Here is a 13700-nt window from a genome sequence, read left to right on the forward strand (position 1 = left end):
TCTATGTTATGAAATCATCTGCTTCAAAAATCCAGCGCCGTGCAGTGAATGGTGTATTTTTATTGAATAAGCCATTGGGGATCAGTTCAAATGCGGCATTGCAAAAAGTGCGCTGGTTATACCGTGCGCAAAAGGCGGGGCATACAGGAGCGCTTGATCCATTGGCATCAGGACTGCTGCCGATTTGTTTGGGGGAAGCGACCAAGTTTTCGCACTTTTTGTTGGACTCAGTGAAGCGCTATCAAACCACCATTCAGCTGGGTCACAGTACCACCACAGGTGATGTAGAAGGCGAACGGTTGTTAGAGCAGGCTGTACCTGAGTTAACCAAAGAGTTGATTGAAGCCGTTTTGGTTCAGTTTATGGGTGATATTCAGCAAGTGCCACCAATGTATTCCGCTTTGAAGAAAGATGGCCGTCCTTTATATGAGTTAGCCCGTAAAGGGATTGAAATTGAGCGTGAAGCCCGTCCGGTTAGCATCTCTGCGATTGAGCTACTTTCATTCACAGCAGACAGTATCACCCTTGATATTACCTGCTCCAAAGGCACATATATTCGTGTTTTAGGCGAAGATATTGCGAAGGCATTGGGTACTTATGGTCATTTAACTTATTTACACCGCATTAAAACAGGTCATTTTGATCTGATTCCAAGTTATACCATTGAGTATTTGGAAAGCTTGTCTGAACAAGAGCGCGAAGCACTGTTGTTACCTGTATATGCACCTGTAGATCATTTTCCTAAAGTACAAGTTCCAGAAGGACGCAGTGAATACTTTAGTCGCGGTATGGAAAGTAATATTGAGCATGCAGCGGAAGCGCAGGTCTTGGTTTTCGATGGGGAAAAATGCTTAGGCTTGGCTGAAATTACTGATAAGAAAAGATTGGTTCCAAAGCGGGTTTTAAATCTATAATCGAAATATATCACTCGGTCAAAAAGGATGAGGCGTGGACATCGACATTATTATCAGTCTGATCTTTTTTGCCTTTTGTGCAGGCGCAATTGACGCTGCCGTTGGCGGTGGTGGACTGATCCAAATTCCCGCTTTGATGAATGCATTTCCGTCGATGGCACCTGCCACTTTATTTGGCACCAACAAATTAGCGGCAGTGGTCGGTACAGCCACTTCCGCCGTTTCCTTTGCCCGCAAAGTTCGCTTTGAATGGAAACTTTTGGTTGTGGTCGCAGTGTGTGCCACCATCAGTTCATTTGGGGGCGCGGCCAGTGTGGCCATGATTCCAAAAGAAGTCCTCCAACCCTTTGTCTTGGTCATGTTGATTGTGATGGCGGTCTATACCCTCATGAAGAAGCAATTTGGGCAAGTGCATATGGCACAGCGTGTGACGCCTAAAATTTTGCTGTTGGCGGGAATCGGGAGTTTAGCCATTGGCTTTTATGATGGTTTGTTTGGCCCAGGCACGGGCAGTTTCTTTATTTTCTATTTTATTCGCTATTTACGCGTTGATTTTTTGCATGCGGCGGCATTGGCTAAAATTGGCAATGTGATGACCAATCTTGCAGCGCTAAGCTTTTTTATTCCCTCGGGGCATGTGCTCTTTGCTGTAGGAGGCACGATGGCCGTCGCAAATATGATCGGGTCTATTTGTGGGGTAAAAATGGCGCTGAAATACGGCAGTGGTTTTATCCGCATTTTATTTCTTATTTTGGTGACAATTCTGATCGTAAGATTGAGTTATCAAATGTTTTTGATGTAATGGTGAGATAGCTTTAAAACTTCATTACAAAAAACGCGTAGTCTGTGACCTCATTTCTCGTTTATTGCATTTAAGATAAATACAGTGCACTCAATGCTGTGCCAAGAAGCTTTTCAATAAAAAAAGATGTTTTAAGTTGAATGGAACTGGAGCATAGAATGAATATATTTGAAGCCTTAAGAGAAAGTCACGTTATACAACGAAATTTGGCTGAACGACTACTCCAAACTTCAGGGGATACGCCTGAACGCCGTGAGCTATTTGAACGCCTTAAAAATGAATTATTTGCCCATGCTGTGGCAGAAGATCGTTATTTTTATATCCCTTTAATGATGACTGATTCGGGCCTTAATATTACCCGCCATGCTTTGGCAGAGCACCATAAAATGGATGAGTTATTGGAGCAACTGACGGAGACGGAATTCTCAAATCCAGGTTGGTTGGCAATTGCAAAAAAATTATCGGAAACCATACATCATCACTTACAAGAAGAGGAACATGGTTTCTTTCAGCAAGCAGGAAAAATTTTACTCGATGCTCAAAAGACTGCGCTCGCCAAGCAGTATCAGCAGGAATACAAAAAGTACAAAAAAATTGAAAAAGACAGTTTGGTTTAAGTCCATTTTAAACAAAAGATGGCGAGTGCCATCTTTTGTAATTAAATCGCGTCATCACTTTGCGGTTTGGCTCTAAAAGTAACGCCAACAGAGGCAATCATAATGCAAACCAGTGCCAACGTTTGCCACATGCTAATTTGTTCTTTCAGTAGTAACCAACCTGCCAAGGCTGCTAAAGCCGGTGACAAACTTGAAAGCGTCCCATAGCTGAGTTTACTTAAACGTTTCAACGCCATGAGGTCTAGAGCATAGGGAATGGTTGTGGCGAGTAATGCAATCAATAAGGCTTTGGGCCAGTATTCCGTTTGCTTTAACGCTGTAGGGTTATGCGTGGCGCTAATGGGCAGAAGCACCAAGGCTGAGATCACAATAGCAATACTGAGGGCATGCATGCCGATATTTTGACGGACGACTTTTTGCCCAAAATATATATACAGTGCCCAGCACGCACCCGCTGAAACCGCAAATGCAGCTCCTAAGAAAGAGAAGTTGGTTGCATTGGCTTGATGCCACGGCACCATCAGTGCAATCCCTAAAATCGCTAATCCGACCCAAATATAATCACGACGTTGTTTGATTGAGAGTAGCGCTAAAGTTAAAGGGCCTAAAAACTCTAAACCTACGGCAATACCTTGCGGCAATCTACCCAGTGAAGCGTAGAATAAAATATTCATGAGGCATAAGGCTGCCGTATAGCTGAGTAAATCTTTCCACTTTAAATGCGGTAGGCGTTTGATGATGCTCCATGAGCGGAACATCAGCACAATTAAAATTGCCGCAAAGCACAGTCTAAGGGTCACCACGGTGAGGGGATCCAGCACGGCAATCAACTGCTTGGCAAAAGAAGCACTGATTTGATAGGACAGCATGGACAAGACCATGAATATCACTGCCATCAGTTGAGAATTAGGCATCATGCACACATCAGGTCATGGCGACCTGTTATTTTAAGAAGGTGGATTAGTATAACGATTCAGCACCCAAGTTGGATGCTGAATAAGCTGATTTTTTAAATGCAACGACATGAATTTAAAAGTAATCGATACAGCCTTTGGATTTAAAAGCTAAATTCAAACACTGAATCACATGGTTTAAACTGCGGCTTGGCGGTTTTTCTGGGCTGTATAAGTACAACCAATAGACGCCATGATAATCACGCTAAGCGCAAGCCACTGCGACCACAATAGTTGCTCGCCTAGAAATACAAAACCAGATAGTGCTGCGATAGCAGGTTCAAGACTCATGAGCGTCCCAAAACTTAAAGCGGTTAAATTGCGTAGCGCAATCATTTCCAAGCTAAAAGGCAAAGCGCTGGCCAAAACTGCCAAAGCTACGAAATAGATCAGGTTTGAGGGTTCAAACACATTTGTGGGTAAACCACTGAACAGGGTGAGTGGCATTAATATCAGCATGCCGACAAACATACCTAAGCACACGGTATGATTGCCCGAAACACCCGATGGGCGCTGTCCCGCCACGATATACAAGGCCCAACATGCACCTGCACCTAGTGCAAATGCAATCCCAAGAGGATCTAAAGGTTGAGCTGCTTGGTCGAAAGGAAACAGTAAAACTAAGCCTAAAATAGCCAGCCCGACCCAAACAAAGTCAAAGCGTTGTTTGGCATAAAACAGAGCAACACTGAGTGGGCCAATAAACTCAAACGACACTGCAATGCCGAGTGGCAGGCGAGCAATGGATAAATAAAACAATAGGTTCATGCCTGCCAAAGCAAAACCATAGCTAAGAATGGCTTTATATTTAACTTGCTTAAAATCAACCTGCCAAATTTTAAACAGCACGGCCAAAATGATTGATCCCAACAGCAAGCGCATGGCGGAAACGGTTAAAATGGGAAATTGATCAAACAAAACTTTGGCCAGTGAACCACTACTTTGCAAGCTAAGCATTGCAATCAGCAATAAAAAAGTCGCTTGGAGATGGGGAGTACTTTTTAGATTTGGCATTATTAGAATACTAGATAGAGAAATGAATACTTGCGAAAAGTAGCGGAGAATGTGCTTGGATCGCACATAAAATTTTAACAAGTATTCAAAAATAAAAAAACCACAGCTTGGCAGCTGTGGTTTTTAAATAGAGTCGAATTAGAACAATACGCGAACGCGGATTGTGCCTTCAACGTCTTGTAGAGTATCTAAAGCTTCTTGAGATGCTGTTGCGTCTACATCCATCACCAAGTAACCTACATCACCTTTGGTCATTAAAGACTGACCAGAAATGTTGATGCCGTGTTCAGCAAACAAGTTGTTGATTTTTGACAACACGCCTGGCACGTTTTTGTGGATGTGAAGTAAACGGTGTTTGCCTTCGGTCAATGGTAACGCGATTTCTGGGAAGTTCACCGCAGATAAAGTCATGCCTTTATCTGAATAAGAAACGAATTTCTCAGCCACTTCTAAACCAATGTTCGCTTGAGCTTCCATAGTCGAACCACCCACGTGAGGGGTTAAGATCACGTTTGGAATATTACGTAGTGGAGAAATGAACTCTTCACCATTGGCTTTTGGTTCTTTCGGGAACACGTCAACCGCAGCACCAGCAACATGACCTGATTTCAAGGCATCTGCTAAGTCTTCAATCACGACACATGTACCACGTGCAGCATTGATGAAGATTGCACCTTCTTTCATTTGTGCAAATTTTTCTTTGGTCATGAAGTTACGTGTAGAAGGAACATCAGGTACATGCAAAGAAACAACATCAGCATTGGCTAAAAGTTCGTTTAAGCTACCGACTTGACGTGCATTACCTAATGGTAGTTTCGTTACTGTGTCGAAGTAGATTACTTTCATACCCAAGCTTTCAGCAAGGACAGAAAGTTGTGAACCGATTGAACCGTAACCGACAATCCCTAAAGTTTTGCCACGAGTTTCGAACGAACCAACAGCTGACTTGTTCCAACCGCCTGCATGTGTATCTGTCGATTTTTCAGGTACACGGCGAAGAAGAAGGATAGCTTCAGCAAGTACAAGTTCAGCCACTGAACGTGTATTTGAGTATGGTGCGTTAAATACTGGAATACCACGAACCATCGCAGCATTTAAGTTCACTTGGTTGGTACCAATACAGAAACAACCAACAGCGATTAATTTATTCGCTGCTTCAAACACTTCTTCAGTGAGTTGTGTACGGGAACGAATACCAATGAAATGTGCATCTTTAATCGCTTCTTTCAACGCTTCACCTTCAAGCGCAGTTTTACGATAATCGATGTTGGTGTATCCGGCAGCATTTAGTGTGTCGATTGCGTTTTGGTGAACGCCTTCTAACAACAAGAAACGAATTTTATCTTTAGGAAGTGAAAGATGTTGGCTCATTACGGCTCCGCTACAAAGGCCAAATTTAGTGGCGATATAATAGCACGTACCGCGCCCGATATACATTTCCTTTATGCGGACTCTGCTGGGTATTTTTAGCCTCTATGGTGCGTAAAAAAGTCTTTTTGGTCTAATTAAATTAATCATTTCAAAGGTATCCTGAATAAAACAGCTTTTTCTGCGGGAAACAGAAAAAATGCCTTATAATATAACTCCGTGAAAATAAGCCAGTTGCACACTGCTGCTTAAATCCTCACGAACTGCCTGAGCCTTAGGGCATGGAAAGACTGAAATGAAGCGCTTTTCATGCAGAGAACCCTAGCGCCACAAACAACTTGTTTACTTCTTGCAAGGTCTGAAAACGATGAATGCTCCAGTCGCTTTAACCCCAGAGTTATTGACCCAATTGACAGCAATTGTAGGTGAAAACCGCATTAAAACCGATGCGGATAGCCTTGAAAATTGGGGACGCGATCATACCAAACATTTTGATCCAAACCCGTCAGTCATCGTTTTTCCATCGAGTACGGAACAAGTGCAAGCGGTTGTGAAACTTGCAAATGAGTTTAATGTTGCGATTACACCATCAGGTGGTCGTACTGGCTTATCTGCCGGTGCAGTCGCTGCCAACGGTGAAATTGTGGTGAGCATGGACAAGATGAACCAAATCTTGGAATTCTTCCCAGCAGATCGTATGGTTCGCGTCCAAGCAGGCGTGGTGACTGAACAGCTGCAAAACTATGCTGAAGAGCAAGGCATGTATTACCCAGTCGATTTTGCTTCTGCGGGTTCGAGTCAAATTGGTGGAAACATTGGCACCAATGCAGGCGGTATTAAAGTCATTAAATACGGCATGACGCGTAACTGGGTACTCGGTTTAACTGTAGTTACGGGTAAGGGTGATGTGCTGCGTCTAAACAAAGGCATGATCAAAAACGCGACCGGTTATGCACTGCAACATTTATTCATTGGTGGTGAAGGGACACTGGGCTTGGTAACTGAAGCTGAAATCAAGCTGGAGCGCCAACCGCAGGACCTTCAAGTAATGGTATTGGGCGTACCTGACTTTGATGCTGTGATGCCTGTACTGCATGCTTTCCAAGCAAAAATTGACCTGACTGCATTTGAGTTCTTTGGTGAACTTGCAATGCAAAAAGTGTTGGCACATGGTCATGTACAACGTCCATTTGAAACTGAATGTCCATTCTATGTATTGTTAGAATTTGAAGCGCCATTTGAGCCAATTATGGATAAGGCGATGGAAATTTTTGAGCACTGCATGGAACAAGGCTGGGTACTGGATGGCGTGTTGAGCCAAAGCCTCGATCAAGTGGAAAGCTTATGGCGTTTACGTGAAGACATTTCTGAGTCAATTGCACCATTTACACCATACAAAAATGACATTTCAGTTTTGATTACGCATGTGCCTGCATTTATTAAAGAAATTGATGCGATTGTGGCAAGTAACTACCCAGACTTTGAAATCTGCTGGTTCGGTCATATTGGTGACGGGAACTTACACCTAAATATTTTAAAACCGGCTGACTTAAGCAAAGACGAATTCTTTGCCAAATGTCAGGTGGTGAATAAATATGTCTTCGAAACTGTGAAAAAATACGACGGTTCAATTTCTGCGGAGCACGGTGTTGGTATGACCAAAAAGCCATACCTTGACTACACCCGTTCAGCAGAAGAAATTGAATATATGAAGGCATTGAAGCAAGTTTTCGATCCAAACGGGATTATGAACCCTGGTAAATTATTCGACCTTTAAGTTCGAATTGAATTTTAAAAGCGCATCTACCGTGATGCGCTTTTTTATGGCTGAAGCAACTGAATTACATTTACTAAATAGTGTAATAGGCCTAAAAAAGGCATGATGGACTGATAAATAATGAATTTTGGGTGGGATTTATGTTGCGTCTTATTTTAGCTTCAGCCGTATGTGTGGGATTATTGTCAGGTTGTGCGACGACAAAGAATTTGGTCAATAAAGTAGGCGTAGGTACATCTGATACGCCTTTGACTCAGGTACTTAAAGAGCGCCCAGATTTGCGTAATGAGTTAGCTACGGTTGAAATCCGTCAGTACTTTAATACAGTGGAGTCCCCGACTGCGGCAGAAGTCAAAGTGACTGAAACAGGTTTGTTAGATGATTCAGTAAAGTCGGTGCGTACCGTGTATAACTTTAAGTTGGTTGATGGCGACTGGGAAAAAACTGCGACGAAAACCTCTTACCAATGTGCGCGCGGTAAAAATACCAAAAACTTCCAAACAGCGAAGTGTGCATAATAAATCTTTGATTTATGGTTGAAATGTAGACGATTCTACCTCATAAAAAGCGTATCGGTTGATGCGCTTTTTTGCTTTTTGGGGTTTTATAAAAATGAATATTTTGATTGTTGGGAACGGTTTTGATTTGTCGCACTATTTGCCGACGAAGTACGACCATTTTATGGTCGCAATGGAAGCAATAGAAAATTGGGATGTGTTAAAAGGTGACATGAATTTTGATGATCTGTTTGGTGCTTTATATGAGAAAGAAAGCTATTTTTTTGATAAAACAAAAGTAATCTATAAGACTGAAAATATAAATTTAGCTGTTGAACAAGTTGAAGAATTACAAAAGAAGCTTAAAGAAAATGTTTGGTATCATTACTTTTCAGATCACGTTAAAGAAGTTAAAACTTGGATTGATTTTGAAGTCAAAATTGAAAATGCACTGAATACAGTGAATAAATTTTTAAACCAAGTTGAATCAAGCTTTGAAGAGTTTGGTGATTGTAACTTTCCAATTCATTTAATTCAAAATGGAGAGCAGAAAAAAGTTGCTGAACAATATTATCTTTCATTACTCGAATGTAATCACCTAATGAATTTGAGACTTCTTGCCAAAAATAGTAATTATGGTCAGCATGTCGATTTTTGGACCGATGAGAAGTTTGCGGAAATAGGTTCTCTATGGTTCATCTCGCAAGAAAAACCTGAATATGGTTTTTCTAAAGATATGTATTTAAATTTTTTAGTTAATCAGTTGGATGATTTTATTTTCATCTTTAATCTATATTTAGAATTGATTGTTTCTAAGCTAATTGAAAATTGTAGTTTGAGTATTAACTTAGAAGCACGGTTAGTGCCAGATAAGATTTATTCTTTCAATTATACAAATACTTACCAGCGAATTCATAAAGAAGTCATAGTTGAATATTTGCATGGTAGTTATGGGCAGGATCAAAATATAGTTTTAGGGATATCAGATTTAAACGATGATTCTTTGAAAAAGCTAAAAGCATATGGTTTTACCAAATACCATCAGAAGCTTTTTAAAGATACGGATTATTTATTTCTAGATGAATATAAAAATAATATTTTAGAAAATGAAGATGATATTTTGGCTTTGAAAGATGAATTGAAGGGGGAAAATAGATCCAATTATCGTGATGATTTAAATAGAAGAATTAGGGCAAAGCAGAATGAGGGTAAATTGAACTTAGAAATAACAATTTGGGGACATTCACTAGATATTTCGGATAAAGATTACATTCTAGATTTATTTGGTTTAAATGATGATATCGATCGGAATGTTCGAGTTACTGTTTAAGTATCAACTAAAAAGTAAACATGTATTCATTACCAAAACCCTTTGAAATCTGCCCAACCCAACGCTCTATTTGATCTGCCTTCATTACCTTAAAATCCCGCCAGTTATACTTCATCTGCTTCCAAACCATCTCAATTCTATTCAGCTCAGGACTATACGCAGGTAGAAAATACAAAGTCGTTGAATATTCTTGTACAAGAAGCTTGCGCCAATCTACCATCTGTTTGCTGCGATGAATCGAGGCATTGTCAACAATCAACACCAAAGGAACTTGATAGCTGCGTTTCACCTGTGCTGCTACACCCATCAAATAGGCATAAAACCAGCGACTGTTAACGGACTCCTGTAGGCAACTGGTGATCAGATGACCCGTTGACAGGAGACAACCCATCACATTAACTCGCTTTAGTCTTACAGCATCAACCGCATGAACATCGCCTATCTTTGTCCATGCATAACGGTTATCTGGCGTAGCCGAAAATCCTGTTTCGTCGACATAGCCCAATACAATTTCACCACGTGCCGCTTGCTCACGTAATGCTTCAATTTGCTGTTGCGCTTGTCCAAATGCGGTCGGGTCTCTTTTTTTTCAAGCTGTGGCGGGTGCGTTTGAAGACCATGCCTGAATCTCGCAAAAACTTGCGAATAGTTTCAACAGACACGGACACACCGTGTTTTTCATGCAGTTTGACTCGGATTTGTTCTGCATTGAGTGGGCTTGTGTTGACCCACTCTAAGATTTGAGCCTGATAGTTTGATGTCAGTGTATTGGGACGGCCTGAGCGATGACCTTCTTGAATCGATTCAAACTGATGTAGCTCCCAATGTCGGCGTTGTAGCCTTATGGTTTCTGGGATACGCTCTTGTAACGCAGCAACTTCGGCAACAGTTTTACCTTCGGAAAGCCAGAGAATAGTTTGGGCACGTTGTCTTTCACGCCAATGTGCTGCATGCTTGGTCAGGAGAATTAGTTGTGCACGCTGTTCTAAGCTGAGTGGGACGGTAACAATCCGTGGCATGTGCAAACATCGTTTAACCAAAAATGTCTTTTCGCATGTTTAGTTATTTTTGTCAACTTATTACTTTAATAAAACTGCAAAATTTTCATTACTTAATAATTTGTTAGCAATTTTGGGTAAAGACAAAGTTGAGCAATGGATGAAAAATAAATGGCTTTGCTTTAAGCCTAACCCAGAAATTAAATTTCTTGCTCAAGAAAGCCCAGATGTAGATCAAGCATCCTAAATTCAAAACACTGAAACTCATCTAACCTATCGAACGGGGTTGTTTGGTAGGCTATGATCAAATTATTCAAATGATAAGCAGAATAAAATGAAAACCCTTGCCTTTATTCACTCAGAAAGTACACGGACGGCTGTTGGCGACTTTGCCCCAGTCGTCTCTGTGTTTTCACACTATGAACTGGGAAATTCGGTTTCACCTTTTCTATTGCTCGATCATATCGGCCCGAGTTATTTACGGCCAACTCGCTTAAAAAAGGGCGTGAGTGAACATCCGCATCGTGGCTTTGAAACCGTAACCATTGTTTATCAAGGTGAACTTGCCCATCAGGACTCTACAGGCAGTGGCGGTGTGATTGGGGCAGGGGATGTACAGTGGATGACGGCAGGGGCAGGAGTACTGCACGAAGAAGTGTTTAGTGAGGCATTTTCCAAAACAGGTGGGGCATTTGAAATGATCCAGTTGTGGGTCAATTTGCCTGCCAAAGATAAAATGAATCCTGCACGTTATCAACACTTGAGTCATGAAGCCATTCCAGAGCTTGAGTTAGCGCAAGCCCAAGGAACGGTCAGGGTGATTGCAGGGACTTATGAAAACCAGACAGGGCCTGCTCAAACGCATAGCCCTATGAACGTGTTGGATATTCAGCTTACAGCAAGAACAAAAACAGTTTTACCTGCATTGGAAGGCGAAACGACACTGCTGTATATCCGTAGTGGTCGTCTTCAGCTCAATAGCGGAGAAATGATAGAAGCACAGCAGATGGCAGTCATGTCCAATCATGGCGAGCACCTTGAAATAAAAGCGGTACAAGACAGCGCTTTTTTATTACTCAGTGGGCAGCCTTTAAATGAACCGATTTATGGACGCGGTTATTTTGTCATGAACAGCTTCACCGAAGTTTTACAGGCGTATGAGGACTTAAAACAAGGGCATTTTATTGCGCCTAGTACCAAACCAAATGCGACAGATGAAACTTAAAAAAGTAACAATACAAACAGATGCAACACTGCTAAAATAGCTTAACTGAGCTTTGTTGGTGTCACGGCTCGGTCTATTTTAATAACACCTTTTCTAAAAACGCTTTGTGAATACAGCGTAAAACCAGTGTGCATTTCTAGCACCCATACATTTTTTTAGGGGCTGTAGTAGATAAGGTCAAATACCCGTCCAATCCAACAGTATTTCGAGCTGTTGTTTTGGACTCCCATAGTTAAATCTAAACTCACATTCTTTAATAAACAATGGAAAGGCATTTCGGTCAATCCCATTGTACTTCCTTAGGATGCGTTTAGCTTGATTCCAGAAATTTTCTACACCATTAATATGATTTCGACCTTTTGCAAAATCTTTAGAATGGTTAATTCGCTCATGATAAAAACAATTAACATCAAGCACATTGTAGCTTCGATAGCTATCAGTATAAACCACACTATCAGGCGCTACTTTACGTGTAATAACAGGCATTAATGTATCAGACTTGGTATCAGGGACAACCTTGACATAAACCATACCACCGCGCTTTAGTATACCAAATACAGCCACTTTTCCACCAGCACCACGCCCACGCTTTCCCTTACGAGTGCCACCAAAGTAGCTTTCATCTAACTCAACCTCTCCCTCAAAAATATCATCGGCAGTTTGGTCAAGGTGGTACATGATTATTTCACGTATTTTTCTATAAAATAGTGCGGCAGTATTAGGCTGAATATCCAGCAAATTGGCCGCAGTTCTAGCTGTTACCTCAGCAACAAAGAACTCGACAAGCTTTCTTTGGGTATTTTTATCTAATTTACAACGATTTATCTTCATTTTCATAGAGTAGCACTTCTGCTAATCTACTACAGCCCCTTTTTTTATTCAATTTTACAGTGCTTGCCATTGGGCTTAGTCGTCTCTCCCTCCAACGGACTTCGCTCAGGCGTGTACGCATTTTATATGTAGATAACAATGCAAAACGTACAAAATTTAAAGTTAAGCCGCGCCACATTGATGTTTCCTTTGGCATTGGTTTTATTCGAATTTTCGGTCTATATCGGTAACGATTTAGTCCAGCCTGCCATGCTCGCGATTACTCAAGACTTTGGGGTAAGCAGTGCGTGGGCACCATCGTCTATGTCCTTTTACTTACTGGGCGGGGCTTGTGTCGCGTGGCTGCTTGGACCACTCTCAGACCGTTTAGGCCGTAAAAAAGTGTTGCTCGCAGGTGTGGCATTTTTTGTGCTGACCTGCCTTGCAATTTTACTCACTCAAAACATTGAGTCTTTTTTGGCGCTCCGCTTTTTACAAGGCGTGGGGCTATCGATGATTTCTGCGGTGGGTTATGCCGCAGTACAGGAAAGTTTTGAAGAGCGTGATGCTATTAAAGTCATGGCTCTTATGGCAAATATTTCTTTGCTAGCACCGTTACTTGGTCCTGTGGTCGGGGCGTTTATGATCGACCATGTGTCATGGCATTGGGGCTTTATTGGCATCGCCTTTTTGGCTTTTTTAAGTTGGTTTGGTTTAAAAGCCAAAATGCCTGCAACACAACAGCGTCATTCTAAAAAGCCATTGAGTTATATATGGGATGATTATAAAACGGTCTATAAAAATAAGATCTTTTTGGCGCTCACCTTTGGCCTACCCATGGTCGCCATGCCTTTGATGCTGTGGATTGCGCTGTCGCCTGTGATTTTGGTGGAAGAACTTGGCTTGAGCAGTATGCAATACGGCTTGGCACAGTTCCCCGTCTTGGGCGGTCTCATTCTGGGCAACATTGTATTGATTAAAGTCATCGACAAAATGGCACTCGGTAAAACTGTGTTACTCGGTTTGCCTTTAATGTTCGTCGGTACGCTGTTGGTGGTGCTCGGCACCATTTTCCAAAGCTATTTCTTGCCGTTACTGATTGTGGGGATGACTTTGGTGAGCTTTGGCGAAGGTATCAGTTTTTCGGTGTTATATCGCTTTGCGTTGATGTCATCGGAGGTGTCCAAAGGGACGGTTGCCGCAGCCGTTTCGGTATTGATGATGTTTACGTTCTTCTTCGTGATTGAACTGGTTCGCATGGCTTATGTGGCATTTGGCCTTTGGGCCTATAGTTTGGTCTGCCTCATTTTAATTGCACTTTGGTTTAGCTTTCCACGTGCGACCGTGAAAAAAGTGATGCAAAAACGTCTTGAGCGTGGTGTTTACTAAGATTGA

15 protein-coding genes are annotated in these 13700 nt (G+C 41.8%); 9 read left to right on the forward strand and 6 right to left on the reverse strand.

Annotation, left to right across the window (positions count from 1 at the left end):
• Positions 1-8: 8 nt before the first annotated feature.
• The 3 genes from truB to AC4CU2_RS01640 all read left to right on the forward strand — a co-directional run bounded on the left by truB (position 9) and on the right by AC4CU2_RS01640 (position 2333).
• Complete coding sequence (gene truB / locus AC4CU2_RS01630; protein ID WP_490768186.1) at positions 9-914, forward strand: tRNA pseudouridine(55) synthase TruB; 906 nt, start codon at positions 9-11, stop codon at positions 912-914.
• 34 nt (positions 915-948) lie between these two features.
• Complete coding sequence (locus AC4CU2_RS01635; protein WP_348942914.1) at positions 949-1716, forward strand: sulfite exporter TauE/SafE family protein; 768 nt, start codon at positions 949-951, stop codon at positions 1714-1716.
• Positions 1717-1874: 158 nt separating this feature from the next.
• Positions 1875-2333, forward strand: a complete 459-nt coding sequence (locus AC4CU2_RS01640) for a hemerythrin domain-containing protein (RefSeq protein WP_348942915.1) — start codon at positions 1875-1877, stop codon at positions 2331-2333.
• A 41-nt stretch (positions 2334-2374) separates the two neighbouring features.
• Here the strand turns inward: AC4CU2_RS01640 and AC4CU2_RS01645 are convergent, their stop codons facing one another.
• The 3 genes from AC4CU2_RS01645 to serA form a co-directional block, all read right to left on the reverse strand.
• Complete coding sequence (locus tag AC4CU2_RS01645; protein WP_348942920.1) at positions 2375-3247, reverse strand: EamA family transporter; 873 nt, start codon at positions 3245-3247, stop codon at positions 2375-2377.
• A gap of 177 nt (positions 3248-3424) precedes the next feature.
• Entirely contained in the window at positions 3425-4300 is an 876-nt protein-coding gene (locus tag AC4CU2_RS01650; RefSeq protein ID WP_348942917.1) for an EamA family transporter, read from the reverse strand.
• Between the two features lie 138 nt (positions 4301-4438).
• Positions 4439-5671, reverse strand: coding sequence for a phosphoglycerate dehydrogenase (gene serA / locus AC4CU2_RS01655; RefSeq protein ID WP_004691438.1), 1233 nt, complete (start codon positions 5669-5671; stop codon positions 4439-4441).
• Positions 5672-6035: 364 nt separating this feature from the next.
• On the opposite strand from serA, the gene AC4CU2_RS01660 reads away from it, so the two are divergent.
• From AC4CU2_RS01660 to AC4CU2_RS01670, 3 genes are all read left to right on the forward strand, one after another.
• A complete protein-coding gene (locus AC4CU2_RS01660) occupies positions 6036-7445 on the forward strand; it encodes an FAD-binding oxidoreductase (RefSeq protein WP_004978025.1) in 1410 nt (469 codons plus the stop codon).
• A 140-nt stretch (positions 7446-7585) separates the two neighbouring features.
• Positions 7586-7963 (forward strand): hypothetical protein, encoded by a 378-nt coding sequence (locus AC4CU2_RS01665; RefSeq protein ID WP_094148680.1) that lies wholly within the window; start codon positions 7586-7588, stop codon positions 7961-7963.
• A 94-nt stretch (positions 7964-8057) separates the two neighbouring features.
• The gene (locus AC4CU2_RS01670) at positions 8058-9272 is read left to right on the forward strand and encodes an AbiH family protein (RefSeq protein WP_490768187.1); all 1215 of its coding nucleotides are present in this window, start codon (positions 8058-8060) and stop codon (positions 9270-9272) included.
• Positions 9273-9279: 7 nt separating this feature from the next.
• Here AC4CU2_RS01670 and AC4CU2_RS01675 read toward each other — a convergent pair whose 3' ends face one another.
• Together AC4CU2_RS01675 and AC4CU2_RS01680 are read right to left on the reverse strand one after the other, a co-directional pair.
• Positions 9280-9819, reverse strand: coding sequence for an IS630 family transposase (locus AC4CU2_RS01675; protein WP_126038012.1), 540 nt, complete (start codon positions 9817-9819; stop codon positions 9280-9282).
• The gene (locus tag AC4CU2_RS01680) at positions 9815-10291 is read right to left on the reverse strand and encodes a helix-turn-helix domain-containing protein (protein WP_005262470.1); all 477 of its coding nucleotides are present in this window, start codon (positions 10289-10291) and stop codon (positions 9815-9817) included. Before AC4CU2_RS01680 ends, AC4CU2_RS01675 begins: the two co-directional genes overlap by 5 nt.
• A gap of 49 nt (positions 10292-10340) precedes the next feature.
• Here AC4CU2_RS01680 and AC4CU2_RS01685 point away from each other — a divergent pair, with 49 nt between their 5' ends.
• Positions 10341-10517: a hypothetical protein gene (locus tag AC4CU2_RS01685; RefSeq protein WP_490768188.1), complete on the forward strand. Its 177-nt coding sequence runs from the start codon at positions 10341-10343 to the stop codon at positions 10515-10517.
• An 87-nt stretch (positions 10518-10604) separates the two neighbouring features.
• Entirely contained in the window at positions 10605-11495 is an 891-nt protein-coding gene (locus AC4CU2_RS01690; protein WP_159151578.1) for a pirin family protein, read from the forward strand.
• Positions 11496-11672: 177 nt separating this feature from the next.
• On the opposite strand, the gene AC4CU2_RS01695 is transcribed toward AC4CU2_RS01690, so the two are convergent.
• Positions 11673-12332, reverse strand: coding sequence for an IS1595-like element ISAba36 family transposase (locus AC4CU2_RS01695; RefSeq protein WP_000782406.1), 660 nt, complete (start codon positions 12330-12332; stop codon positions 11673-11675).
• 132 nt (positions 12333-12464) lie between these two features.
• Here AC4CU2_RS01695 and craA point away from each other — a divergent pair, with 132 nt between their 5' ends.
• A complete protein-coding gene (gene craA / locus AC4CU2_RS01700; RefSeq protein ID WP_159151579.1) occupies positions 12465-13694 on the forward strand; it encodes a chloramphenicol efflux MFS transporter CraA in 1230 nt (409 codons plus the stop codon).
• Positions 13695-13700 lie beyond the last annotated feature (6 nt).

Source organism: Acinetobacter sp. 797_lipA, assembly GCF_058243025.1.

Excerpts from the sequence above, each read along its gene's own strand:
- serA (WP_004691438.1), bottom strand. The coding sequence starts at position 5,671 with ATGAGCCAACATCTTTCACTTCCTAAAGATAAAATTCGTTTCTTGTTG.
- AC4CU2_RS01670 (WP_490768187.1), top strand. The coding sequence starts at position 8,058 with ATGAATATTTTGATTGTTGGGAACGGTTTTGATTTGTCGCACTATTTG.
- AC4CU2_RS01640 (WP_348942915.1), top strand. The coding sequence starts at position 1,875 with ATGAATATATTTGAAGCCTTAAGAGAAAGTCACGTTATACAACGAAAT.
- AC4CU2_RS01660 (WP_004978025.1), top strand. The coding sequence starts at position 6,036 with ATGAATGCTCCAGTCGCTTTAACCCCAGAGTTATTGACCCAATTGACA.
- truB (WP_490768186.1), top strand. The coding sequence starts at position 9 with ATGAAATCATCTGCTTCAAAAATCCAGCGCCGTGCAGTGAATGGTGTA.
- AC4CU2_RS01680 (WP_005262470.1), bottom strand. The coding sequence starts at position 10,291 with ATGCCACGGATTGTTACCGTCCCACTCAGCTTAGAACAGCGTGCACAA.
- AC4CU2_RS01695 (WP_000782406.1), bottom strand. The coding sequence starts at position 12,332 with ATGAAAATGAAGATAAATCGTTGTAAATTAGATAAAAATACCCAAAGA.
- AC4CU2_RS01665 (WP_094148680.1), top strand. The coding sequence starts at position 7,586 with ATGTTGCGTCTTATTTTAGCTTCAGCCGTATGTGTGGGATTATTGTCA.
- AC4CU2_RS01650 (WP_348942917.1), bottom strand. The coding sequence starts at position 4,300 with ATGCCAAATCTAAAAAGTACTCCCCATCTCCAAGCGACTTTTTTATTG.
- AC4CU2_RS01645 (WP_348942920.1), bottom strand. The coding sequence starts at position 3,247 with ATGCCTAATTCTCAACTGATGGCAGTGATATTCATGGTCTTGTCCATG.
- AC4CU2_RS01690 (WP_159151578.1), top strand. The coding sequence starts at position 10,605 with ATGAAAACCCTTGCCTTTATTCACTCAGAAAGTACACGGACGGCTGTT.
- craA (WP_159151579.1), top strand. The coding sequence starts at position 12,465 with ATGCAAAACGTACAAAATTTAAAGTTAAGCCGCGCCACATTGATGTTT.